The organism is Pseudomonas sp. S3_B11, from assembly GCF_054667715.1.
Genome location: NZ_CP162749.1, coordinates 4,998,240 through 5,021,712 on the forward strand (window position 1 = coordinate 4,998,240; position 23,473 = coordinate 5,021,712).

Annotated in this window: 22 protein-coding genes; 4 read left to right on the plus strand and 18 right to left on the minus strand. The window is 59.6% G+C overall.

The genetic code is table 11. From position 1 onward, the window contains the following. Positions 1 to 2: 2 nt before the first annotated feature. The 5 genes from tpiA to rlmE form a co-directional block, all read right to left on the minus strand. A complete protein-coding gene (gene tpiA, locus AB4O22_RS22570; protein WP_223470332.1) occupies positions 3 to 758 on the minus strand; it encodes a triose-phosphate isomerase in 756 nt (251 codons plus the stop codon). A 66-nt stretch (positions 759 to 824) separates the two neighbouring features. Continuing rightward, positions 825 to 2,162 (minus strand): phosphoglucosamine mutase, encoded by a 1,338-nt coding sequence (gene glmM / locus AB4O22_RS22575; protein WP_223470330.1) that lies wholly within the window; start codon positions 2,160 to 2,162, stop codon positions 825 to 827. A gap of 16 nt (positions 2,163 to 2,178) precedes the next feature. Beyond that, positions 2,179 to 3,030 (minus strand): dihydropteroate synthase, encoded by an 852-nt coding sequence (folP, locus tag AB4O22_RS22580; RefSeq protein ID WP_223470328.1) that lies wholly within the window; start codon positions 3,028 to 3,030, stop codon positions 2,179 to 2,181. An 8-nt stretch (positions 3,031 to 3,038) separates the two neighbouring features. Beyond that, positions 3,039 to 4,949, minus strand: coding sequence for an ATP-dependent zinc metalloprotease FtsH (ftsH, locus tag AB4O22_RS22585; protein ID WP_013692252.1), 1,911 nt, complete (start codon positions 4,947 to 4,949; stop codon positions 3,039 to 3,041). A 200-nt stretch (positions 4,950 to 5,149) separates the two neighbouring features. Further along, on the minus strand, positions 5,150 to 5,782 hold the full coding sequence (gene rlmE, locus AB4O22_RS22590; RefSeq protein ID WP_003177853.1) for a 23S rRNA (uridine(2552)-2'-O)-methyltransferase RlmE: 633 nt from the start codon (positions 5,780 to 5,782) through the stop codon (positions 5,150 to 5,152). A gap of 105 nt (positions 5,783 to 5,887) precedes the next feature. Between rlmE and AB4O22_RS22595 the strand changes: the two genes are divergently transcribed. Next, positions 5,888 to 6,196, plus strand: a complete 309-nt coding sequence (locus tag AB4O22_RS22595) for a YhbY family RNA-binding protein (protein WP_003197704.1) — start codon at positions 5,888 to 5,890, stop codon at positions 6,194 to 6,196. A 10-nt stretch (positions 6,197 to 6,206) separates the two neighbouring features. Here the strand turns inward: AB4O22_RS22595 and AB4O22_RS22600 are convergent, their stop codons facing one another. The 8 genes from AB4O22_RS22600 to grpE all read right to left on the minus strand — a co-directional run bounded on the left by AB4O22_RS22600 (position 6,207) and on the right by grpE (position 16,688). Continuing rightward, positions 6,207 to 6,611: a hypothetical protein gene (locus tag AB4O22_RS22600; protein WP_028237551.1), complete on the minus strand. Its 405-nt coding sequence runs from the start codon at positions 6,609 to 6,611 to the stop codon at positions 6,207 to 6,209. 28 nt (positions 6,612 to 6,639) lie between these two features. Next, positions 6,640 to 7,116: a transcription elongation factor GreA gene (gene greA, locus AB4O22_RS22605; protein WP_027911987.1), complete on the minus strand. Its 477-nt coding sequence runs from the start codon at positions 7,114 to 7,116 to the stop codon at positions 6,640 to 6,642. A 2-nt stretch (positions 7,117 to 7,118) separates the two neighbouring features. Beyond that, the gene (gene carB / locus AB4O22_RS22610) at positions 7,119 to 10,340 is read right to left on the minus strand and encodes a carbamoyl-phosphate synthase large subunit (RefSeq protein WP_003197699.1); all 3,222 of its coding nucleotides are present in this window, start codon (positions 10,338 to 10,340) and stop codon (positions 7,119 to 7,121) included. 105 nt (positions 10,341 to 10,445) lie between these two features. Further along, positions 10,446 to 11,582, minus strand: coding sequence for a glutamine-hydrolyzing carbamoyl-phosphate synthase small subunit (gene carA / locus AB4O22_RS22615; protein ID WP_223470327.1), 1,137 nt, complete (start codon positions 11,580 to 11,582; stop codon positions 10,446 to 10,448). A 255-nt stretch (positions 11,583 to 11,837) separates the two neighbouring features. Then, entirely contained in the window at positions 11,838 to 12,644 is an 807-nt protein-coding gene (dapB, locus tag AB4O22_RS22620) for a 4-hydroxy-tetrahydrodipicolinate reductase (protein ID WP_003197696.1), read from the minus strand. Positions 12,645 to 12,653: 9 nt separating this feature from the next. After that, positions 12,654 to 13,778 (minus strand): molecular chaperone DnaJ, encoded by a 1,125-nt coding sequence (gene dnaJ, locus AB4O22_RS22625; protein ID WP_003197693.1) that lies wholly within the window; start codon positions 13,776 to 13,778, stop codon positions 12,654 to 12,656. A gap of 325 nt (positions 13,779 to 14,103) precedes the next feature. Next, entirely contained in the window at positions 14,104 to 16,020 is a 1,917-nt protein-coding gene (gene dnaK, locus AB4O22_RS22630) for a molecular chaperone DnaK (RefSeq protein WP_003197691.1), read from the minus strand. Between the two features lie 101 nt (positions 16,021 to 16,121). Then, the gene (grpE, locus tag AB4O22_RS22635) at positions 16,122 to 16,688 is read right to left on the minus strand and encodes a nucleotide exchange factor GrpE (protein ID WP_013692249.1); all 567 of its coding nucleotides are present in this window, start codon (positions 16,686 to 16,688) and stop codon (positions 16,122 to 16,124) included. Positions 16,689 to 16,929: 241 nt separating this feature from the next. Between grpE and recN the strand changes: the two genes are divergently transcribed. Beyond that, the gene (gene recN / locus AB4O22_RS22640) at positions 16,930 to 18,603 is read left to right on the plus strand and encodes a DNA repair protein RecN (RefSeq protein ID WP_100264278.1); all 1,674 of its coding nucleotides are present in this window, start codon (positions 16,930 to 16,932) and stop codon (positions 18,601 to 18,603) included. Between the two features lie 77 nt (positions 18,604 to 18,680). Here recN and fur read toward each other — a convergent pair whose 3' ends face one another. After that, complete coding sequence (gene fur, locus AB4O22_RS22645) at positions 18,681 to 19,085, minus strand: ferric iron uptake transcriptional regulator (protein ID WP_003197684.1); 405 nt, start codon at positions 19,083 to 19,085, stop codon at positions 18,681 to 18,683. A gap of 97 nt (positions 19,086 to 19,182) precedes the next feature. Here fur and AB4O22_RS22650 point away from each other — a divergent pair, with 97 nt between their 5' ends. After that, on the plus strand, positions 19,183 to 19,710 hold the full coding sequence (locus tag AB4O22_RS22650; protein WP_072341055.1) for an outer membrane protein assembly factor BamE: 528 nt from the start codon (positions 19,183 to 19,185) through the stop codon (positions 19,708 to 19,710). Between the two features lie 59 nt (positions 19,711 to 19,769). Here the strand turns inward: AB4O22_RS22650 and AB4O22_RS22655 are convergent, their stop codons facing one another. The 3 genes from AB4O22_RS22655 to AB4O22_RS22665 are packed head-to-tail and all read right to left on the minus strand — an operon-like array spanning position 19,770 to position 21,923. Beyond that, positions 19,770 to 20,072: an RnfH family protein gene (locus AB4O22_RS22655; RefSeq protein WP_100264279.1), complete on the minus strand. Its 303-nt coding sequence runs from the start codon at positions 20,070 to 20,072 to the stop codon at positions 19,770 to 19,772. After that, positions 20,069 to 20,512 carry a type II toxin-antitoxin system RatA family toxin gene (locus tag AB4O22_RS22660; protein ID WP_223470326.1) on the minus strand — a complete coding sequence of 148 codons (444 nt, stop codon included), beginning with the start codon at positions 20,510 to 20,512 and terminating at the stop codon, positions 20,069 to 20,071. The genes AB4O22_RS22655 and AB4O22_RS22660 overlap by 4 nt, the downstream gene beginning before the upstream one ends. Positions 20,513 to 20,519: 7 nt before the next feature. Next, positions 20,520 to 21,923 carry a sodium-dependent transporter gene (locus tag AB4O22_RS22665; RefSeq protein WP_003197664.1) on the minus strand — a complete coding sequence of 468 codons (1,404 nt, stop codon included), beginning with the start codon at positions 21,921 to 21,923 and terminating at the stop codon, positions 20,520 to 20,522. Positions 21,924 to 22,041: 118 nt separating this feature from the next. On the opposite strand from AB4O22_RS22665, the gene smpB reads away from it, so the two are divergent. Next, positions 22,042 to 22,524 (plus strand): SsrA-binding protein SmpB, encoded by a 483-nt coding sequence (smpB, locus tag AB4O22_RS22670; protein ID WP_003197663.1) that lies wholly within the window; start codon positions 22,042 to 22,044, stop codon positions 22,522 to 22,524. Positions 22,525 to 22,642: 118 nt separating this feature from the next. Here smpB and AB4O22_RS22675 read toward each other — a convergent pair whose 3' ends face one another. Beyond that, on the minus strand, positions 22,643 to 23,410 hold the full coding sequence (locus AB4O22_RS22675; RefSeq protein ID WP_013692246.1) for an FCD domain-containing protein: 768 nt from the start codon (positions 23,408 to 23,410) through the stop codon (positions 22,643 to 22,645). Positions 23,411 to 23,473 lie beyond the last annotated feature (63 nt).

Genomic DNA, 23,473 nt, shown 5'->3' on the forward strand with positions numbered 1-23,473 from the left:
TTTCAGTTTCCCGCGGCGCGACAAATCGCACCGAACTCATCTGCATTCAGGGACGCTCCACCAATGAGCCCCCCATCGATATCCGGCATGCCGAACAGTTCGGCCGCATTGGCCGCCTTCACGCTGCCGCCGTATAGAAGCCGCACACCTCGTGCCACTTCAGAATTCTCTGCCGCCAACTGTGCACGGATGGCTGCGTGCACATCCTGCGCCTGTTGCGGCGAAGCAGTCAGCCCGGTGCCAATGGCCCAGACTGGCTCGTAAGCAATGACTGCCTTTGCAAAAGCACCGACACCCAGATCTTCGATGATGCTGCCCAGCTGACGCCCGACAACCTCAAGGGTCTTGCCGGCTTCACGCTGCTCGAGAGTCTCCCCTACGCACAACACCGGAATCAGACCACAGGCCTGGGCCGCAGCAAACTTGCGGATCAAGGTCTTGTCCTGCTCGCCCATGATCTGGCGACGCTCGGAGTGCCCGACCAGGACCAGGGAGCAACCTGCGTCCACCAACTGACTCGGCGCAATCTCGCCGGTCAGCGCACCTTGCATGGATTCCACCGCAGAATTCTGCGCACCGACCGAAATCGATTTGCCTTTCAAGCCATCAACCACTTGGTTGATATACAGGCAAGGCGGGAATACCGCGACATCAACACCGCTAGGCAAGGCCAGATGACGAAGGCCATTGATCAGCTCAGCGACGCTGGCGCGGGTACCGTGCATCTTCCAGTTACCAGCTACCATAGGGCGACGCATGCTGTACCTCGTCGGTCAAAGTGGGCGCAGATGTTACCCAACCGATTCATGACTGGCAAGCCGAATTCAGGCAGAAACTTCAGTAACCAGCTTTGCCAGCTCTTCGGCATAACCGCGAACTTGCGCTTCATCCTCTCCTTCGACCATGACGCGCACCAAAGGCTCTGTGCCAGACTTGCGCAACAACACGCGTCCACGCCCCGCCATCGCCTCTGTCACACGCTCACTGGCCTGCTTGACCTTCGCATGCTCGAGAGGATTTACACCACCGCCGAAACGCACGTTGATCAACACTTGCGGGCATTTGCGCAATGCCTGGCGCGACTGTGCGAGCCCTTCGTTACGCGCCTTGAGTGCCATCAGCACTTGCAGCGCCGCAATGATCGCATCACCCGTGGTGGTATGGTCAAAGCACACGATGTGGCCGGAGTTCTCGCCCCCGACCATCCAGTTGCGTTCCTGCAGCTCCGAGATCACGTAGCGGTCACCCACGTTAGCCCGCACGAACGGGATATCCAGGTCCGCCAGGGCCAGCTCAAGCCCGAGGTTGCTCATCAACGTACCGACCACACCGCCCTGCAGCTTGCCGCGCCCATGCAGGTCACGGGCAATGATGAACAGCAGCTCGTCACCATCGACAACCGTACCGGTGTGATCGACCATCAGGACCCGATCACCGTCGCCATCGAAGGCGATCCCGAGATCGGCATGCTCAGCCAGCACCGCAGCCTGCAATGCCTCGGTATGGGTGGAGCCACAGTTATGGTTGATGTTCAGACCATTAGGCTGGGCGGAAAGCACCACCACCTCGGCGCCCAGCTCGCGAAAGACGCTCGGCGCAACTTTATAGGTTGCCCCGTGGGCGCAATCGACGACGATTTTCAGGCCGGAAAAACTGGTACCGGTCGGCACACTGCCTTTGCAGAACTCGATGTAGCGACCCGACGCATCGTTGATCCGCGACACTTTGCCGATCTTGCTCGACTCAACCACAGTCATCGGCGTGTCCAGCAGCTCTTCGATCATCAGCTCGATATCATCCGGCAGCTTGGTCCCCTGGCCGGAGAAGAACTTGATGCCGTTGTCATCATGAGGGTTGTGCGAGGCACTGATCACGATGCCCGCCTGCGCCTGGAACGTACGCGTCAGGTAGGCAATGGCTGGCGTCGGCATCGGGCCCAGCAGCATCACATCGGCACCCGCTGATGTCAGGCCGGCTTCGAGTGCCGATTCGAACATGTAGCCGGAAATTCGCGTGTCCTTGCCGACCAGCACCTTGCACGCGCCCATTTTGCGGAACGCCATACCGGCCGCCCAGCCGAGCTTGAGCATGAAATCAGGGGTAATAGGGTATTCGCCGACCCGACCACGAATACCGTCGGTGCCAAAATATTTCTTGCTCATAAGTGCTCCGTCATTCTTATTCGGCTGAATCCACAGCTGCGATCATCCGCACGACATCCATCGTTTCGGCTACATCGTGCACGCGCAATATGCGCGCACCTTTGGCAAGGGCCAAGGCCGCAAGGGCGAGACCGCCATACAGGCGCTCACCTACCGGGCGGCCCAAGGCATTACCTATCATGCTCTTTCGCGAGACCCCAACCAACAGGGGCCGCCCCAGGGCATGCAAGGCTTCCATATGCTTGAACAGGCTCAGGTTGTGAGCCAGGGTCTTGGCAAAGCCGAACCCGGGGTCAAGAATGATCCGCTCGGCGGGGATGCCCGCGGCGGCGCACTGGTCCAGACGCTCCACAAGGAATTCACCTACCTCCCTGGTCACATCATCATAGTGCGGGTCATTCTGCATGGTCCCCGGCTCGCCGAGCATATGCATCAGGCACACCGGCAACCCGGTGGCCGCCGCCGCATCCAAGGCACCATCGCGCCGCAAGGACCGAACGTCATTGATCAGGCCCGCCCCCAGCCGCGCAGTCTCACGCATGACCGCAGGCGTGGACGTATCGACAGAGATAATGACATCAAGTTCGCGATGGATGCGCTCGACAATCGGCGCCACTCGCTCCAGCTCTTCAGTAGGCGAGACCGCACGTGCGCCCGGCCGGGTCGATTCACCACCCACATCGATCAGCGTTGCGCCCGCAGCCACCATGGCCTCGGCATGCCGCAGCGCAGCATCGAGCTGGCTGAATCGACCACCATCGGAAAAGGAATCAGGCGTGACATTGAGAATGCCCATGACATGCGCACAGGCCAAATCAAGAACCCGGTTGCCGCAAGGCAACCGGGTCGAGGACAGAACAGAAGTCATTTCAAGCCTTAGACATCAGCGGCCGGGCCGCCAATCGGTGTTTCCGGACGCTCACCCTGTACAGCCGGAGGTGTACCGGAGGTGCCAGTACCACCCGACCAGTCACGAGGCTCGCGAGGTACACGACCCGCCATGATGTCGTCGATCTGCTCGGCATCGATGGTTTCGTACTTCATCAGGGCATCGGCCATGGCATCGAGCTTGTCACGGTTGTCCGTGAGAATCTGCCGGGCTGTGCCGTAGCACTGGTCGATGATGCTGCGCACTTCGGAATCGATCAGCTTGGCCGTTTCGCCAGAGAAGCTTGCATGCTGGCCACCGCCACCACGACCGAGGAATACCTCCCCCTCTTCTTCGGCATACATCAGCGGCCCCAACTTCTCGGACAGGCCCCACTTGGTGACCATATTCCGGGCGATCTGACTGGCCCGCATGATGTCGTTGGACGCCCCAGTGGTCACACCGTCGAAGCCCAGCGTCATCTCTTCGGCGATACGGCCGCCGTACAACGAACAGATCTGGCTGATCAATGCACGCTTGGACAGGCTGTAGCGATCCTCTTCCGGCAGGAACATGGTCACGCCCAGGGCACGACCGCGTGGAATGATCGAGACCTTGTAGACCGGATCATGCTCAGGCACGACACGACCGACGATCGCGTGACCCGCCTCGTGATATGCAGTGTTCTGCTTTTCTTTCTCCGACATGACCATGGATTTGCGCTCTGCGCCCATCATGATCTTGTCCTTGGCCAGCTCGAATTCCTTCATTTCCACGACACGCTTGCCGGTGCGAGCAGCGAACAGCGACGCTTCGTTGACCAGGTTCGCAAGGTCGGCACCGGAAAAGCCTGGCGTACCACGCGCGATGACTGCCGGGGCGACGTCGTCACCCATTGGCACCTTGCGCATATGAACCTTGAGGATCTGCTCGCGACCACGAATGTCCGGCAGCCCCACCACGACCTGGCGGTCGAAACGACCTGGACGCAACAGCGCGGGGTCGAGTACGTCAGGACGGTTGGTGGCGGCAATCACGATGATGCCGTCGTTCATTTCGAAACCGTCCATCTCGACCAGCAACTGGTTGAGGGTCTGTTCACGCTCATCGTGACCGCCACCCATGCCGGCACCACGGTGGCGACCGACGGCGTCGATTTCGTCGATGAAGATGATGCATGGCGCGTGTTTCTTGGCCTGCTCGAACATGTCGCGAACACGACTGGCGCCCACGCCGACGAACATCTCGACGAAGTCGGAACCGGAAATCGTAAAGAACGGCACCTTGGCTTCACCGGCAATCGCCTTGGCCAGCAAGGTTTTACCAGTACCTGGCGGGCCCACCATCAGTACGCCACGCGGGATACGGCCGCCCAGGCGTTGGAACTTGCCCGGATCACGCAGGAACTCAACCAGCTCGCCGACCTCTTCCTTGGCTTCGTCGCAACCCGCGACGTCGGCCAGGGTGGTTTTCACCTGGTCTTCGGAAAGCAGCCGGGCCTTGCTCTTGCCAAAGCTCATCGGCCCGCCCTTGCCTCCACCGCCGCCCTGCATCTGGCGCATGAAGAACATGAACACGGCGATGATCACCAGGATCGGGAAGCTGGCGACCAGGAGCTGGGTCCAGATGCTTTGCTGCTCAGGCTGCTTGCCTTCGACCACGACATGGTTGTCCACCAGGTCGCCAATCAGGCCATTGTCCTGGATTGCCGGACGAATGGTCTTGAAGCTGTCGCCATCGGTGCGCTTACCGGTAATCACATAGCCATCAACGGCTACGCGCTCGACCTTGCCATCCTTGACCTGCTGGATGAAGTCGGAATAGTTGAGGGTCTGCGGCTCGTTAGGGCTGGAGAAGTTGTTCATCACGGTCACAAGGACAGCGGCGATGATCAACCACAGGATCAGATTCTTTGCCATATCGTTCAATTAACTACCCTCTGAAGCAAGCTCCGCTACTGGCGCGCGCTTCGCATGATATTCACCGGCCTAACTTACTACATTACCTACGACTCTGGCAGGCGCCGTCTGTAACCCTTTGTGAAACACTTTCTACACAATATTCGCTAATGCTCACGGGACGAAATACGAAAAACCTATCGCCCCGGTCGAAAAACCTCTTATTCCTCACTGCGACCACGGAAACCACGGCCCAGCAGGTACTGCTCACGGGAGCGATCACGCGATGATTTCGGCTTGCGCGTCGTGACCTTCTCGAACTGCTTGCGCACGCTTTTGTGGTATTCGTCGAAGCCTTCACCCTGGAAGACCTTGATCAAAAAATCACCACCTGGCTTCAACACCCGAGTCGCAAGATCCAGTGCCAACTCGCACAGGAACATCGATCGCGGCATATCAACAGATGCCAATCCACTCATATTGGGGGCCATATCGGAAATCACAAGGTCCACCTCGTTTTTTCCAACCGCCTCAAGGATCTGCGCCAGTACGGCGTCCTCGGTAAAGTCGCCCTGAATGAAGGTCACATCCGGAATGCTGTCCATTTCCAGGATATCGGAAGCTATCAGCGTGCCTTGCCCACCAATCAGACGACTGGTCACTTGGGACCAGCCACCCGGGGCGGCGCCCAAGTCGATCACGCTCATGCCTGGACGGATCAAACGGTCTCTTTCCTGAATCTCCAGCAGCTTGTAGCTGGCACGGGAACGATACCCGTCTTTTTGCGCCATTTTCACGAATGGGTCGTTGAAATGCTCTTGCAGCCATTTAAGACTTGTCTTGGAACGGGCCACGGGCCACCTCAAAAATAAAACGGGTCGTGATTAAGTGGGCGGTCCCGGACTTGCTCGGGTAAACTGGCCGCCGCTTTTTACAAGATCAGACGCAGGGGTCAGATTATGCCGCTCACTCAAGAGCAGAAGAAACAATACAAATCCATTGGCCACCATCTGAAACCGGTTTTGACTGTGGCTGACAACGGTTTGACTGAAGGTGTACTCGCCGAACTGGAACGCGCCTTGAGCGATCACGAACTGATCAAGATCAAGCTCAACATCCTCGACCGCGAAGCCCGCCTGGCTGCCGTTGCCGAACTGTGCAAGACCGGCAAGGCAGACCTGGTACAGGTCATCGGCAAGATGGCGCTGATTTATCGCAAGAATTTCAGCGTCAACAAGCAACTGTCGAACGTTCACCGCTTCAAGTGATGTCAAAGGGTCAAGGGTGTGCCTCGCACACCCTGCCGCTCCACCCGGGAACCGGTTGCAACACCAGCACCAATCCGGAAAAACCCAGCACCAGGTAACTGAATGCCTGCCACTGGCTCGCATCCGGCCAGCCGAGACGCACCGCGAAGAACATCCCGCACGCGTACAACGACATGAGCAACAATTGCCCACGAATGTCGCGCCATAGACTGGCAAGGCCCTCGGCCTGAACCAGCACCAAAGCCTGAAACATTACGCACGCCGCGGAAAAACCCACCAGCAGCGCCGTCAGCATGCCTGCGATTTCATCGATGAGCAGCGGTGCCAGGCCGACTCGACCCAGCACCGGCAGCAAACCGATGTGCAACAACCAGACGCCGCCCACCCACAACATCTGGGTGAGCTGCCAGATCATGGCGCCCGCTCGCAGCGGGCGCCTTCGTTCAGATGTGACGGACTTCGACAATCTCATACTCGATGACACCACCTGGCGTCTTCACCACCACCACATCGCCCTCTTCCTTGGCAATCAAGGCGCGAGCGATGGGCGAACCAACGGAGATCTTGCCGAGCTTGATGTCTGCCTCGTCCTCACCAACGATCTGGTAAGTGACGCTTTCATCGGTCTCGACGTTGGCGATTTCCACGGTAGTGCCAAAGATCACCTTGCCAGTGTGCGGGATCGTCGTGACATCGATGATCACAGCATTCTGCATGCGACCTTCGATATCACGGACACGCGCCTCGACCATCCCCTGCTCCTCTCGGGCAGCGTGGTATTCGGCGTTCTCCTTGAGATCGCCCAGCTCACGCGCTTCACCAATAGCCTGGCTCAAGCGCGGGCGCTCGACCTTGGTCAGGAAAGCGTGTTCTTCTTCCAGAGCCTTCGCGCCCTGAACTGTCATCGGGTACTTGGTTATGCTCATGCCTTCAATCCTGCATGTAGATCCTGCAAGCGACGCACGGTCTTCTCGGGACCGAACTTGAGCGCTTCGCAGATCGCTTCGCCCGCAGCAATGGTCGTGGTGCAGTAGATCTTGTGCTGCAGCGCATTGCGACGAATGGAGTAGGAATCGGCGATCGACTGACGACCTTCGGTGGTGTTGATGATCAGCGTGACTTCGTCATTCTTGATCATGTCGACCACGTGCGGACGCCCCTCGGTCACCTTGTTCACGCGGCGCACTTTCAGGCCTGCCGCTTCGATCAGCCTGGCAGTACCGGCAGTGGCGACCACTTCGAAGCCCAAGTTGATCAGATCACGGGCTACGCCTGCAACCAGTGGCTTGTCGTCATCACGCACGCTGATGAACGCCGTGCCGCCAGTCGGCAGCACTTCGCTGGCGCCCATCTGGGCCTTGGCGAAGGCTTCACCGAAGGTATCGCCCACACCCATCACTTCACCGGTGGACTTCATCTCAGGACCGAGGATCGGGTCGACGCCAGGGAACTTGGCGAACGGGAACACCGCCTCTTTCACGCTGTAGAAGTTCGGAATGATTTCCTTGGTGAAATTCAGTTCCTTCAGGGTTTTGCCAGCCATGACCCGGGCAGCGATCATCGCCAGGGAAACACCGATGCACTTGGAGACGAACGGCACCGTCCGGGAAGCGCGCGGATTGACTTCGATGACGTAGATGTCTTCGCCCTGCAGGGCCAGTTGCACGTTCATCAGGCCGATAACGCCCAGTTCCAGGGCCATTTTCTTGACCTGCTCGCGCATCTCGTCCTGGATGTGCGCCGGCAGCGAGTAAGGCGGCAGCGAGCAAGCGGAGTCACCGGAGTGAACGCCCGCTTGTTCGATGTGCTGCATGATCGCGCCAATCACCACGTCCTTGCCGTCGCTGACCGCATCCACGTCCATTTCGATGGCGCAGTTGAGGAAGTGATCCAGCAGCACCGGGCTGTCGTTGGAGACCTGGACCGCTTCACGCAGGTAGCGCTTGAGCTCGTCTTCTTGATAGACGATTTCCATCGCACGGCCGCCCAGTACATAGGACGGACGCACCACCAGCGGATAACCGATCTTGGCGGCGGCACGAATCGCTTCGTCTTCGCTGCGCACGGTGGCGTTTGGCGGCTGGCGCAGGTTCAGGCGCTCGACCATCTGCTGGAAACGCTCACGGTCTTCGGCGCGGTCGATCGCATCCGGGCTGGTGCCGATGATCGGCACGCCAGCGGCTTCAAGGGCGCGCGCCAGTTTCAGCGGAGTCTGGCCGCCGTACTGGACAATCACGCCTTTCGGCTTCTCGACGCGGACAATTTCCAGCACGTCTTCCAGGGTCACTGGCTCGAAGTACAGGCGATCGGAGGTGTCGTAGTCGGTGGACACGGTTTCCGGGTTGCAGTTGACCATAATGGTCTCGTAACCGTCGTCGCGCAGGGCCAGTGCCGCGTGTACGCAGCAGTAGTCGAACTCGATGCCCTGGCCGATCCGGTTAGGACCGCCACCCAGGATCATGATCTTGTCGCGCGTCGATGGCGCGGCTTCGCACTCTTCTTCGTACGTGGAGTACAGGTAGGCGGTATCGGTGGCGAACTCGGCCGCGCAGGTGTCGACGCGCTTGTAGACCGGGAACACTTCCAACTTGTGGCGATGCGCACGCAGGCTCTTCTCGGTCACACCCAGCAACTTGGCCAGGCGCATATCGGAGAAGCCTTTGCGCTTGAGGCGGAACATCATGTCGCGGTCGATGCTGGACATGCCCAGGGTCTTGACCTTCTCTTCTTCCTTAATCAGATCTTCGATCTGCACCAGGAACCAAGGGTCGATCATGTTCATGCCGAAGATCTGCTCGACGGTCATGCCGGCACGGAAGGCGTCGGCCACGTACCAGATACGCTCGGCGCCCGGCACGGTCAGCTCGCGCTTGAGCACGCTCATGCTTTCCGGGTCGGCCAGGTCCAGCTTCGGATCGAGACCGCAGACGCCCACTTCCAGGCCGCGAAGGGCTTTCTGCAAGGACTCCTGGAAGGTCCGGCCGATGGCCATGACTTCACCGACCGACTTCATTTGGGTGGTCAGGCGGGCGTCAGCCTTGGCGAACTTCTCGAAGGCAAAGCGTGGCAGCTTGGTGACGACGTAGTCGATGGACGGTTCGAAGGACGCCGGGGTCTTGCCGCCGGTGATGTCGTTCGACAGCTCGTCCAGGGTGTAGCCCACGGCCAGCTTGGCAGCGACCTTGGCAATCGGGAAACCAGTGGCCTTGGAAGCCAGGGCCGACGAACGGGATACCCGCGGGTTCATCTCGATGACCACCATGCGACCGGTGTTCGGGCAGATGCCGAACTGGACGTTGGAGCCGCCGGTTTCCACGCCGATCTCGCGCAGTACCGCCAGGGAGGCGTTACGCAGGATCTGGTATTCCTTGTCGGTCAGGGTCTGGGCTGGTGCGACGGTGATCGAGTCACCGGTGTGCACGCCCATCGGGTCGAAGTTCTCGATGGAGCAGACGATGATGCAGTTGTCCTTTTTGTCGCGGACAACTTCCATTTCATATTCTTTCCAGCCGATCAGGGATTCGTCGATCAGCAGTTCCTTGGTCGGCGACAAGTCGAGACCACGGGCGCAGATTTCTTCGAATTCTTCACGGTTGTAGGCGATGCCGCCACCGGTGCCGCCCATGGTGAAGGACGGACGGATGATGCAGGGGAAGCCAAGGCGTTCCAGGACGGCGTTGGCCTCTTCCATGCTGTGGGCGATGCCCGAGCGTGGGCAGTCCAGGCCGATGGATTTCATCGCCTTGTCGAAGCGCGAACGATCTTCGGCCTTGTCGATGGTGTCGGCGTTGGCGCCGATCATTTCCACACCGAACTTCTCCAGGACGCCTTCGCGCTCCAGGTCCAGGGCGCAGTTCAGCGCGGTCTGGCCACCCATGGTCGGCAGCAGCGCGTCCGGGCGTTCCTTCTCGATGATCTTGGCAACGGTCTGCCACTTGATCGGCTCGATGTAGGTGGCGTCGGCCATGGCCGGGTCGGTCATGATGGTGGCCGGGTTGGAGTTCACCAGAATGACGCGGTAGCCCTCTTCGCGCAGGGCTTTACAGGCCTGGGCGCCGGAGTAGTCGAATTCGCAGGCCTGGCCGATCACGATCGGGCCAGCGCCGAGAATCAGGATGCTTTTTATGTCTGTACGTTTTGGCATGGGTTTGTCACTCAAATCCGCAGGTCAGTCGGCTAGGCCGTCGAACAATCTTTGTAGCGCCCGAAGGGGCCGCCGTATTCGGGGCCGCCTTCGGGCTTCACGCAGTCAGCGTCGCTTGGCCATCTCATTGATGAAGCGATCGAACAGCGGCGCCACATCGTTCGGGCCCGGGCTGGCTTCAGGGTGGCCCTGGAAGCTGAACGCGCTCTTGTCGGTACGCTCGATACCTTGCAGCGTGCCGTCGAACAGCGACTTGTGAATCGCGCGCACGTTGACCGGCAGGGTGGCTTCGTCCACCGCGAAACCGTGGTTCTGGCTGGTGATCATCACCACGCCGGTATCCAGGTCCTGCACGGGGTGGTTGGCACCGTGGTGGCCGTGACCCATCTTCAAGGTCTTGGCGCCCGAAGCGAGGGCCAGCAACTGGTGACCGAGGCAGATACCGAATACCGGGATCTCGGTTTCCAGCACGTCCTTGATCGCCTGGATCGCGTAGTCGCAAGGCTCAGGGTCACCCGGGCCGTTGGACAGGAACACGCCATCGGGCTTGAGGGCCAGGACGTCGGCGGCCGGGGTTTGGGCCGGCACCACGGTGACGCGGCAACCACGCTCGACCAGCATGCGCAGGATGTTCAGCTTGACGCCGTAGTCGTAGGCCACCACGTGGTAAGGCAGCTCGGAAGCCTCGATCGTCGCGTGACTGTCGGTCTTCAGGTCCCAGACCGTGGAGCGCCATTCGTACTGCTTCTTGGTGCTGACGACTTTCGCCAGGTCCATGCCCTTGAGGCCAGGGAAGCCCTGGGCAGCGGCGATGGCGGCTTCTTCGGAAATGTTGTCGCCGGCCATGATGCAGCCGTTTTGTGCGCCTTTTTCCCGAAGGATGCGGGTCAGGCGACGGGTGTCGATACCGGCAATCGCCACAACGTTGTTGGCTTTCAGGTAATCGGACAGGGACATCGTGTTACGCCAGTTGCTCGCCACCAGCGGCAAGTCACGGATGACCAGGCCGGCGGACCAGACACGATCAGACTCGGCGTCTTCCGGCGTGGTGCCGGTGTTGCCGATGTGCGGGTAAGTCAGGGTAACGATTTGTTGGGCGTAGGAAGGATCGGTAAGAATTTCCTGATAGCCGGTCATTGCGGTGTTAAACACCACCTCACCAACGGTCTGACCGTCGGCTCCAATGGCTTCGCCGCGAAAAATGCTGCCATCAGCAAGGGCGAGTATGGCTGGCTTAGTCAAGAAGACCTCCCGTAAATAAAGCCTGAAAGGGCGATCGCAGGTTGTAAAAAAGCGGAGTGACGTATGGACACGTCACCCCGCTTGTTCACTGAATTATTCTGCGCGCTTTTAGTGGACACACTAAAGCTGTAGCTTACAGAAAAAGGCATTTTTGGTCCACCGCTAATGAGCCTTAAAGGCAGGGGAATGCGACAGGCCGTCGCGAAGCGGTGTAAAACGGGGCTCAGTATAACCTGAACCCCGCACTTAAGGGCATCAACGCAGGTCGAGAACGTCCTGCATGTCGTACAAACCAGGCTCGCGGCCATCCAGCCACAGCGCGGCACGTACAGCACCCTTGGCGAAAGTCATCCGGCTCGACGCCTTGTGGGTGATCTCCAGGCGCTCACCCTCAGTGGCGAACAGCACGGTGTGGTCGCCCACCACATCACCGCCGCGCACAGTGGCGAAACCGATGGTGCTGCGCTCACGCGCGCCGGTGTGCCCCTGGCGCCCATACACGGCCACTTCCTGCAGATCGCGACCCAGCGCATCGGCAATCACCTCACCCATGCGCAAGGCCGTTCCCGAAGGCGCGTCGATCTTGTGCCGGTGATGCGCCTCGATGATTTCGATATCCGCATCGTCACCCAAGACCCGGGCAGCCATGTCCAGCAGCTTCAGCGACAGGTTCACGCCCACGCTGAAATTCGCGGCGAACACGATCGGAATGTCCTTGCCCGCATCGGCCAGCAATTGCTTTTGCGCAGCGTCCAGCCCCGTCGTACCGATCACCATGGCCTTGCCGTGCTTGCGGCAGATCGCGAGATTTTTCAGCATCACTTCCGGCAGGGTGAAATCGATCAGCACATCGAACTCGTCGAGCACTTTCTCCAGGCCGCCGGACATCGGCACGCCGATACGCCCCAACGAGGCCAACTCGCCCGCATCGGCGCCTACCAGCGTACTGTCGGGCCGAACGATGGCCGCCGTCAGGCCGGAAAGCGGCGAGCGTTGCTGCACCGCCTCGACCAGCGCCTTGCCCATGCGCCCCGCAGCGCCCATCACAGCTATACGTCGCATGCGAACTCCTTACAGGTCGCCGAAGAAGCGCTTCACGCCTTCGAACCAACCAGTGGTTTTCGGGGAGTGGCTGTTGTCATCCGCCAACGAGTTGCGGAATTCTTCCAACAGCTCACGCTGACGCCGACCCAGATTGACCGGAGTCTCCACCGCCACACGGCACATCAGGTCGCCCGCACCGCCGCCACGCACTGGCGCGACGCCTTTGCCACGAATCCGGAACTGCTTGCCGGTCTGCGTGCCCTCGGGGATTTTCAGCTTGACGCGACCGTCGAGGGTCGGGATCTCAAGCTCACCACCCAAGGCCGCATCGACGAAGCTGATCGGCACTTCGCAGAACAGGTGCTTGCCGTCGCGCTGGAAAATCGCATGCTCGCGCACGTTGATGACCACATACAGGTCACCAGTCGGGCCGCCCTGGGCACCCGCCTCGCCTTCGCCGGACAGGCGAATGCGGTCACCGGTGTCGACACCGGCCGGCACTTTGACCGACAGCGTCTTGTACTCTTCGACACGCCCTTCACCGTGGCAGGAGTCGCACGGATCGGAAATGATCTTGCCTTGGCCATGGCAACGCGGGCAGGTCTGCTGCACCGAGAAGAAGCCCTGCTGCATGCGGACCTGGCCGATGCCGCCGCAGGTTGGGCACGTAACGGGCGAGGAGCCCTTCTTGGCACCCGAGCCATCGCACGGCTTGCAATTGACCAGCGTTGGAACGCGGATATTGACGGTAGTACCGCGCACCGCCTCTTCCAGGTTCAACTCCAGCGTGTAGCGCAAATCGCTGCCACGCTGGGCGCCGCCACGGGCACCGCCGCGACCGCCACCGAAGAAATCGCTGAACACATCACCGAAAATATCGGAAAAGTTCTGACCGCCGAAACCGGCACCGCCGCCACCCATGCTTGGGTCGACGCCGGCATGACCGTACTGGTCGTAAGCCGCGCGCTTGCTCGAATCGGACAGTACTTCGTAGGCCTCGTTGGCCTCCTTGAACATCTCTTCCGACGCTTTATCGCCGGGGTTACGGTCCGGGTGGTGCTTCATCGCCAGGCGACGATAGGCCTTTTTCAGGTCTGCCTCGCTGGCCCCCCGCTCGACACCCAATACTTCGTAAAAGTCACGCTTTGCCATTAGTCTTTGCACTCTTATAGGACGTCCGGCAAACCTCTCCTGAACCTTGCCAAACTCGTTGAGCCCCAATACAGGCCCGGACCCAACTCACGTCAATTCATCAACGATCCTGGTCTTTAAATATTTCAGCCAGGGCCCCGGCCAAAACGCAGTGCCCATCGCCGGAAAGCAGGAGCATTCCCGAACGCACCGCCAGCATCCGAGCGTTGTCGCATGCTGTAAAAATTCATTGGCTCCAGACACGCCAACGCGGGAGCAAGCTCCCGCGCGGCGACATCCTACCAGCCACCGCACAAATGCAGTCAACCGGCCGACCAACAAGCGATTACTTGTGGTCTTTCACTTCTTCGAACTCGGCGTCAACGACGTCGTCGGCTTTCTCGGCCGATTCGCCCTGCGCAGCCGCGCCTTCTGCAGGCTGAGCCTGTTCGGCGTACATCTTCTGAGCCACTGGCGCGGAGACCTTGGACAGCTCTTCGATCTTCGCTTCGATGGCGGCCTTGTCGTCGCCTTTGACGGCAGCTTCCAGGGCAACCACGGCCGCTTCGATGGCAGCTTTCTCTTCCGCGGTCACTTTTTCGCCAGCATCAGCGATCATTTTGCGAGTCGAGTGCACCAAGGCATCGCCCTGGTTGCGAGCGCTGGCCAGCTCTTCGAACTTGCGGTCTTCCTCGGCGTTGACTTCAGCATCGCGAACCATCTGCTGAATTTCTTCCTCGGACAGACCGGAGTTGGCCTTGATCACGATCGACTGGGTCTTGCCAGTGGCCTTGTCTTTCGCGCCGACGTGCAGGATGCCGTTGGCGTCGATGTCGAAGGTCACTTCGATTTGTGGCACGCCACGTGGTGCTGGTGGAATCTCGGCCAGGTCGAACTTGCCCAGGGACTTGTTCTGTGCGGCTTGCTTACGCTCACCTTGCAGTACGTGAATGGTCACTGCGCCCTGGTTGTCATCGGCAGTCGAGAACACTTGCGATTTCTTGGTAGGAATCGTGGTGTTTTTCTCGATCAGCGCGGTCATTACGCCGCCCATGGTTTCGATACCCAGCGTCAGCGGGCTGACGTCGAGCAGCAGAACGTCTTTCACGTCACCAGCCAACACCGCGCCCTGGATAGCAGCACCCATGGCAACAGCTTCGTCAGGGTTGACGTCTTTACGTGCCTCTTTACCGAAGAAATCGGTGACCAGCTTCTGAACCAGTGGCATACGAGTCTGACCGCCAACCAGGATCACGTCGTTGATCGAACCAACGTCGATACCGGCGTCTTTCATGGCGATGCGGCAAGGTTCGATGGTGCGCTGAACCAGGTCTTCCACCAGCGCTTCGAGCTTGGCGCGGGAGATTTTTACGTTCAGGTGCTTAGGACCTGTGGCATCTGCAGTGATGTACGGCAGGTTCACGTCGGTCGACTGGCTCGAGGACAGTTCGATCTTGGCTTTTTCAGCGGCTTCTTTCAGGCGCTGCATGGCCAGCGGGTCACCCTTGAGGTTCATGCCGCTTTCTTTCTTGAACTCGTCGACGAGGTAGTCGATCAGGCGGATGTCGAAGTCTTCACCACCGAGGAACGTGTCACCGTTGGTTGCCAGCACTTCGAACTGGTGCTCGCCGTCGACTTCAGCGATCTCGATCACGGAGACGTCGAAGGTACCGCCACCCAGGTCGTAAACGATCACGGTGTGATCGCCCTTGGCCTTGTCCATACCGTAGGCCAGAGCGGCCGCAGTCGGTTCGTTGATGATACGTTTTACGTCCAGGCCCGCGATGCGGCCGGCATCTTTGGTCGCCTGGCGCTGGCTGTCGTTGAAATAGGCAGGAACAGTAATGACCGCCTCAGTCACCGCTTCGCCGAGGTAATCTTCGGCGGTTTTCTTCATTTTCTTGAGGATTTCAGCCGAGATCTGTGGCGGCGCCATTTTCTGGCCGTTCACTTCAACCCAGGCGTCGCCGTTGTCAGCCTTGGCGATTTTGTAAGGAACCATCTTGATGTCTTTCTGGACGACTTCTTCGTCGAACTTGCGACCGATCAGACGCTTCACCGCGTACAGGGTGTTATGCGGATTGGTCACTGCCTGACGCTTGGCCGACTGGCCAACCAGAATCTCGCCATCATTGGCGTAAGCGATGATCGACGGCGTGGTACGCGCGCCTTCAGCGTTTTCGATGACTTTGGCCTTGCCGTTTTCCAGCACGGAGACGCACGAGTTGGTCGTCCCCAGGTCGATACCGATAATCTTGCCCATGTTAACTCTCCCGGAACTTGGATTTTGTTGCCGCAGCAGTGGTGGCTAACTGCGGTAGCACTTAAACGCTTGACATATAGATGGGGCCGCTACGACCGATTTCAAGCCTGCTCATCAATAGAAGGCGAAACCGGCGCTGGCGTCTTGCTGACCACGACCATGGCCGGGCGCAGCAGGCGACCATTGAGCAGATAGCCCTTCTGGAAAACCTTCAGCACACTGTTTGGCTCGACGTCGGCACTTTCCTGCATCGCCATGGCCTGGTGGTGCTCGGCGTTGAAGGGTTCGCCATGCGGATCAAGGGTTTCGAGCTGATAACGCTTGAGGGTGTCCTGGAACATCTTCAGGGTCAGCTCGATGCCTTCACGCATCGGACGGATGTTTTCGTCATCCGGGTTGGACAGCTCCAGGCCACGCTCCAGGCTGTCGATGATCGGCAGCAGGTCGCCGGCGAAACGCTCCAAGGCGAATTTATGAGCCTTCTCTACATCTTGCTCGGCGCGACGGCGGACATTCTGCAGGTCGGCTGCTACACGCAACGCCTGATCCTGCGCACCGGCCAGTTGCTCCTCGAGCACTTGTACACGTGCCGCCAGGTCTTCACCGGAATCCTGGGAAGCCTGATTGGCGTCTAGATTTTGCGTGTCCTGCGTCTGTTCGTCAGCCATAGATTTCTCCTCTCAACTTCGTCCGCGAGCTCAACTCGCGCTTCTGCCCCGGTATATGGGGTCGGGTTTTGCAGCTTCAAGGGCCATCTGACGAATTAACCTTACAAAAAGCAGCTGCATAACCATTCCCCGCAGCGCTAAGAAAATCATTTGTCCAAGCAAATCGAGCTAAGCGTGGGCATTGTCAGGCCAAAACAAAACACTGTATAAATAACCAGACCTAAAGCCTGGGAGCGGCCTTATGCTGGTGCACCTGTCCGTACACAACTACGCCATCGTCGAACACCTCGACCTCGAACTTGATCGAGGCATGAGCGTGATCACCGGTGAAACCGGCGCAGGCAAGTCGATCATGCTCGATGCCCTGGGCCTGACGCTGGGCGACCGCGCCGACAGTGGCGTGGTGCGCCCCGGAGCGGACAAGGCCGACATCCTGGCGACATTCGACCTGGTCGACATCCCCGAGGCCAGCGCCTGGCTGGCCGAACGCGACCTGGACACCGACGGTTTGTGCATCCTGCGCCGAGTCATCACCGCTGAAGGCCGCTCCCGAGGCTACATCAACGGCACGCCCTGCCCCTTGGGCGACCTCAAGGCCCTCGGCGAGCTGCTGATCGACATTCACAGCCAGCATGAACACCAATCCCTGCTCAAGACCGACACCCATCGCCGCTTGCTGGATGAATACGCTGGCGCCACCGATCTGGCCCGACAGGTCCAACTGGCGGCCCAACGCTGGCGTCAGACCCGCCAGGAACTGGATCGACTCTCCAATTCCGGCGACGAACAGCGTGCCCGTCACCAGTTATTGAGCTACCAGCTCGAAGAGCTGGAGAACCTGGCCCTGGGTGAAAATGAACTGGAAGAGCTGGAGCAGGAACACAAGAACCTGACCAACGCCGAAACCCTGCTGGGCATTTGCCGGCAAGTGGTCGAACAATGCAGCGAGAGCGATTCAGGCAATGTGCTCAATGCACTGACAGCGAGCTTGAACCGACTCTCCAGCGTGAACAATTCGGTGGGCGCCCTGAACGAAGCGACCAACCTGCTGACGAGTGCGCAGATCCAGGTCGAAGAAGCCGTAGGGGAGCTGAATCGGTTCCTCGATCATTTCGATGCCGACCCGGCCCGCCTGCAGTACCTGGAAGAGCGCCTGGACACTATCTATACACTGGCGCGCAAGCATCGCATCCAGCCGACCGATGTTGCCGAACTTCAGCAGCGCCTGCTGGAAGAACTGGAAACCCTGAACGCCAACGATGAGTCCATCGAGCGCCTGGGGGACGAACTGGCTTCTTACGCCCGTCATTACCAGGAAAAGGCCAAGGAGCTCAGCGGACTGCGGCAGCACGCCGCAACAGGGCTGGCCAGCGCCGTGGAACAGGAAATCCAGCGCCTGGGCATGCCGGGCGGACGCTTCACCATCGAATTGCGCCCCAACGCTGGCGACGAGCTCCAGCCCAATGGCCTGGAGCAAGTGGAACTGCTGGTCAGCGCCAACCCCGGGCAACCGCTCAAGGCCCTGGCCAAAGTCGCGTCCGGCGGCGAGCTGTCACGAATCAGCCTGGCCATCCAGGTCATCACCGCGCAGACCTCTCGCGTGCCAACGCTGGTATTCGACGAAGTTGACGTGGGCATCGGTGGCCCAACCGCGGAAATTGTCGGCCAGTTGCTGCGCCGGCTGGGGGAACGCGGCCAGGTGCTGACGGTGACTCACCTACCCCAGGTCGCCGCCCAGGGACACCAGCATCTATTTGTGCACAAGGTACGCGGCGAGGATGCCACTCGCACCGCCGTGTCCAAACTCAACAAAAACGAGCGTGTGGAAGAAGTGGCGCGAATGCTCGGGGGCATCGACCTCACCAAGGAATCCCTGGCCCACGCGAAAAAAATGGTCGTTACCGCGAAAATCTGAGAACGGCAGACAGCACGAAGGCGACCCTGGGGTCGCCTTCGTTCGTTTCACGAACCGTAATAGTCCGCGCGACATGCTTACTTTTTCTTGCGTACGTACAGCACGAGATTGTGATCAACCATCTCGAAGCCATACTTGTCGACGATTGCTTTCTGCAGCCGCTCGATTTCTTCGTCGAAGAATTCGATCACTTCGCTCGTCTCGACGTTGACCATATGGTCGTGATGCTTGCCGTCGTCCAGTTCGAAGACCGCATGGCCTCCGTCGAAGTTGTGCCGCACCACCAAGCCAGCTGCCTCGAACTGGGTCAGAACACGGTAAACCGTGGCCAGACCGACGTCCTCACCAGCCTCCATAAGCGCCTTATAGACATCTTCAGCACTCATGTGGCGTTGCTCGGCGGAATCGAGCATTTGTAGAATCTTGACCCGTGGCAGGGTCACTTTGAGGCCGGCTTTGCGTAGTTCGCTATTTTCAACCATGGTCAGCTTTCTCGCGATGCTGCTTCGCAGCTTCTCTTAATGCGGGTATGATCGGCGTTTACGTTGTCCCAGCCAAGATAGTGGAAGTCGCCCACCGATGCAAAACACCAAGCTCTTGCTAACCAGTTTCACCTTTGTGGGACTGCTCGCACTCGCCGGTTGTTCATTCCCCGGGGTTTACAAAATCGACATCCAGCAGGGCAATGTCGTCACGCAGGACATGATAGACCAGTTGCGCCCGGGAATGACCCGCCGGCAAGTACGGTTTATCATGGGTAACCCCCTGCTGACCGACACGTTCCATGCCGATCGCTGGGATTACCTGTACAGCTTGCAGCCAGGCGGCGGTGAGCGCCAGCAGGAACGCATCAGCGTTATCTTTAGCCCCAACGACCAACTCGTCAGCCTGTCGGGCGATTTCATGCCTGGCGTGAGCCGTGACGAGGCCATCTTGGGCAAGGACAGCGACAACACCGTTACTGACCCGACCCAGAAGGCCGAACAGCCGAAACCGGAAAAACCGGCCAAGCCTGGTTCGTTGCTGGACCAGATCCAGAAGGACGTGGACAAAGTCGAGACCGTACCCGTGCCGACGCCAGAACCCCTGGACACCTCGCCGCAATAAATTGCGACATAAAAAAACCCGGCATGCCGGGTTTTTTATTGCCTGCCATTCAAGCCAGGTTATTGCTCCGATTGGCGTGCCTGGGCAGCCTTCGCCGCGCGCAAGCGACGAATTTCCTTTGGATCGGCCAACAACGGGCGATAGATCTCCAGTCGATCGGCCGCCTGCACCACCTGATGCTCTGGATCGGCAACCAGCTTGCCAAAAATCCCCACCGGGCAAGTCGCCAGATCCAGCTCCGGAAACACATCGGCAATGCCCGATGCCGCCAGTGCGGCGCGAACACTCGCGCCCTCTTGCACCACGCAAGTGCGCAAGACCTGACGCTCCGCCGAGGCGTACACCACTTCTATCTCAATCAACGCTTGAACTCTGCATTCTGCTTGGCCCGTTGGCAGAACGCATCGACCAGGGTATTGGCGGCCTGATTGAACAGCGGCCCCAACGTCGCCCGCACCAGAGGACCGGCGTAGTCGAACGATAGGTCCAGGCTGATCTTGCAGGCCTTTTCACCCAGCGGCTTGAACACCCAGACACCGTGGAGCTGGTTGAAAGGCCCTTCTTCCAGATTCATCTCGATGGACTGCCCCGGCACCAGCGTATTGCGCGTGACGAAGCGCTGGCTCAAGCCGCTCTTGGCAATGTGGAGGCTGGCGCGCATATGGGTTTCAGAGCTCTCCAGCACCTCGGCCGACGAGCACCACGGCAAGAACTGCGGGTAGCTCGCCACATCGTTGACCAGGTCATACAGCGCCTGCGCCGGGTAGGGCAGCAAGGCCGAGCGTTGAATATGTGTCGTCATGTAAGCGTCACTTCCACAGCTGGGCGGCAAACACTACAAGAATGCCGATGGGCGCCACGTAGCGCATCAAGAACAGGCTCAAACCAAACAATACCGGGCTGCGCAGCGACAATTCATCACGCACCGCTTCACGCCCCATGATCCATCCTGCAAACACTACGAAACACAAACCACCCAATGGCAGCATGATCCGTGAGGTGAAGAAATCAATCACGCCGAAGAAATCCAGCCCTCCGGTTGCGCCCCATTGGTAGAGATGGAACAGCCCGTCTTCGTTCACGAAAAACTTCGCTTGCTTCCATATATTGAAGGAAAACACCGTGCCCAGGCCGACAAACCAGCAGGTGAAGGCCAACCAGAAGGTTACCCAGGCGCGGCTGAGCCGGGTCCGTTCAACCAGGTAAGCCACCATGGGTTCCAACAGGGAGATGGCCGAACTCCAGGCTGCGATGGCCACCAGGAGAAAGAACACCACGCCCATCACTTGGCCGAACGCCATGCTGCCGAAGGCAAAAGGCAGGCTGACAAACATCAGCCCCGGCCCCTCACTGGGGTTCAGGCCGGCGGCGAACACAATCGGAAACAATGCCACCCCCGCCAACAGTGACACGAAGGTATCCAACAGCGCGACACCGACAACGGTCCGGGTCAGGGATGCATTCTTGGGCATGTAGGCGCCATAGATCATGATCGAACCGACCCCGACGCTCAGGGAGAAAAACGCATGCCCCATGGCCGGCAGCAGGCCATCCAGGACTTTCTCCGGCTGGAAGTCGAACATGAAATGCACGCCTTCCATGAAATGCCCGGTGGTCATGCTGTAGCCCAGCAGCACCAGGATCATCACGAACAGCAACGGCATCATGATCCGCAGGCTGCGCTCAAGCCCGGCAACCACTCCCCGGGCAATCACCACCGCCGAGAGCACCATGAAAATCGTGTGCCAGAGGGTCAGCCTCCAGGGATCGGCAATCACATTGCCGAAGTAGGCGCCTACCTGATCAGGCGTCACACCCTGAAAATCCCCACGCCCCATGTCGATGATGTAGTCCAGCGACCAACCGCCGACCACGCTATAGAAAGACAGAATCAACAGCGCCGTGATCATCCCGGCGAAGGCGCCCCACGACCACTTGGGCGAGTGCCCCGCCGCCACCGCCAACACCTTCAAGGCATTGGCCGGGCTTTGCCGGGCCCGACGACCGATCAGGGTTTCGGCCAGCATTACCGGCGCGCCGATCAGCGCAATGCACGCCAGGAACATCAGTACGAAGGCACCGCCACCGTAGACGCCGACCATGTAGGGGAATTTCCAGATACTGCCCAACCCCACCGCAGAACCGGTTGCAGCGAATATAAAAACCCAGCGGCTAGCCCAACTGCCGTGGACAGAAACCTTGTCTGTCGACATCGTGATCACGCCCAAGCATTCAAAAAAGAGGCCGCATTGTCCGGGATTCACTCAACGTGCTCAAGCACGCTGCTTCACCGTAGCCGACACGCACGCAACTGCCTATAATGCCGCCCCTATGGCTAAACAGAAGAAACACCCCACAGGGACCATCGCGCAAAATAAAAAGGCGCGACACGATTACTTCATCGAACAACGTTTCGAGGCTGGCATGGTCCTGGCCGGCTGGGAAGTAAAGAGCCTGCGTGCCGGCAAGGCGCAACTGGTCGACAGCTACGTGCTGCTCAAGGACGGCGAGGCTTGGCTGCTGGGCAGCCATTTCACGCCACTGACCACCGCCAGCACCCACGTGATCGCCGACCCGACGCGCTCGCGCAAGCTGCTGCTCAACAAGCGCGAGCTGGAAAAACTCTTCGCCTCCGTGCAGCAGAAGGGTTACACCTGCGTCTGCACGTCGTTGTACTGGAGCAAGCACTTGATCAAGTGCGAGATTGCCCTGGGCAAGGGCAAGAAGGAATACGACAAGCGCGATACCGAACGCGAACGCGATGCCGGCCGCGAGCTGCAGCGCGCGGTGCGCAACAAGGGCAAGGAAGACTAGCCCGGGATCAACTGTGGGAGCCGAGCTTGCTCGCGATGGCGTCGACACATCCGGCAGCGATGTGTCAGACAGACCGCTTTCGCGAGCAAGCTCGCTCCCACAGGGTCCACAGGCGCGATTACATCCCTTTACGCCGCTCCGCCCGCGCCACGCGCTGCACTTCCTGACGCACCTCTTCCAGAACCTCCTGCACATACAAGATGTGCCGGCTTGACACTTCCCGCGCCTGTTCGGCGTGCCCGCCCATGATCGCCTGGTACAACTCCCGGTGCTGGCTGATCAACATGTCGCGGGTTTCACTGCGTTGCTTGTACATGCCGCCGATGTTGGTCACCACATTGCGCTTGAGCAGGTCGAACAAGCCGCGGATGGTATGCAGCAACACCGCGTTATGACTGGCCTCGGCAATCGCCAAGTGAAACCGGGCATCCGCCGCGCCCTCCTCCGCCCGGCTCACCTCTTCGTGACGCGAGTAACAGTCCTGCAGCTCGTCGAATGCCGCCGTCAGCCGCTCGCGGTCTACATCCGTGGCCCGCTGCGCCGCGTAATAAGCACAGGAAGCTTCCAGGGTGTGACGAAACTCAAGCAAGTCGCGCTGCGCTTCGGGATTGCTTTCCAACAATTGCAGCAGTGGATCACTGAACGTCGAGCCCAGCGACTCCACCACATAGTTGCCGCCGCCCTGGCGACTGACCAACAAGCCTTTGGCCGCCAGCTTCTGGATCGCCTCGCGCAACGAAGGGCGTGACACACCGAACTGCTCAGCCAGGGTCCGCTCGGCCGGCAGCCGCTCACCGGACTTGAGCGTGCCCTCAAGGATCATGCCTTCAAGCCGCTCGACAATATCGTCAGACAAACGGCGCTGACGAATCTGATCAAACCCCATAACTCAATTCTCCACGATCCCGACGGCTCGCCGGGCTCTCTATTCTGGACCATCCGGGCCTTG

Bases quoted from the DNA above. Each gene is read 5' to 3' on its own strand.
- tpiA (WP_223470332.1), bottom strand. From the start codon at position 758: ATGCGTCGCCCTATGGTAGCTGGTAACTGGAAGATGCACGGTACCCGC.
- glmM (WP_223470330.1), bottom strand. From the start codon at position 2,162: ATGAGCAAGAAATATTTTGGCACCGACGGTATTCGTGGTCGGGTCGGC.
- folP (WP_223470328.1), bottom strand. From the start codon at position 3,030: ATGACTTCTGTTCTGTCCTCGACCCGGTTGCCTTGCGGCAACCGGGTT.
- ftsH (WP_013692252.1), bottom strand. From the start codon at position 4,949: ATGGCAAAGAATCTGATCCTGTGGTTGATCATCGCCGCTGTCCTTGTG.
- AB4O22_RS22595 (WP_003197704.1), top strand. From the start codon at position 5,888: ATGCCGCTCACTCAAGAGCAGAAGAAACAATACAAATCCATTGGCCAC.
- AB4O22_RS22600 (WP_028237551.1), bottom strand. From the start codon at position 6,611: ATGATCTGGCAGCTCACCCAGATGTTGTGGGTGGGCGGCGTCTGGTTG.
- carB (WP_003197699.1), bottom strand. From the start codon at position 10,340: ATGCCAAAACGTACAGACATAAAAAGCATCCTGATTCTCGGCGCTGGC.
- dapB (WP_003197696.1), bottom strand. From the start codon at position 12,644: ATGCGACGTATAGCTGTGATGGGCGCTGCGGGGCGCATGGGCAAGGCG.
- dnaJ (WP_003197693.1), bottom strand. From the start codon at position 13,778: ATGGCAAAGCGTGACTTTTACGAAGTATTGGGTGTCGAGCGGGGGGCC.
- dnaK (WP_003197691.1), bottom strand. From the start codon at position 16,020: ATGGGCAAGATTATCGGTATCGACCTGGGGACGACCAACTCGTGCGTC.
- grpE (WP_013692249.1), bottom strand. From the start codon at position 16,688: ATGGCTGACGAACAGACGCAGGACACGCAAAATCTAGACGCCAATCAG.
- recN (WP_100264278.1), top strand. From the start codon at position 16,930: ATGCTGGTGCACCTGTCCGTACACAACTACGCCATCGTCGAACACCTC.
- fur (WP_003197684.1), bottom strand. From the start codon at position 19,085: ATGGTTGAAAATAGCGAACTACGCAAAGCCGGCCTCAAAGTGACCCTG.
- AB4O22_RS22650 (WP_072341055.1), top strand. From the start codon at position 19,183: ATGCAAAACACCAAGCTCTTGCTAACCAGTTTCACCTTTGTGGGACTG.
- AB4O22_RS22660 (WP_223470326.1), bottom strand. From the start codon at position 20,512: ATGACGACACATATTCAACGCTCGGCCTTGCTGCCCTACCCGGCGCAG.
- AB4O22_RS22665 (WP_003197664.1), bottom strand. From the start codon at position 21,923: ATGTCGACAGACAAGGTTTCTGTCCACGGCAGTTGGGCTAGCCGCTGG.
- smpB (WP_003197663.1), top strand. From the start codon at position 22,042: ATGGCTAAACAGAAGAAACACCCCACAGGGACCATCGCGCAAAATAAA.
- AB4O22_RS22675 (WP_013692246.1), bottom strand. From the start codon at position 23,410: ATGGGGTTTGATCAGATTCGTCAGCGCCGTTTGTCTGACGATATTGTC.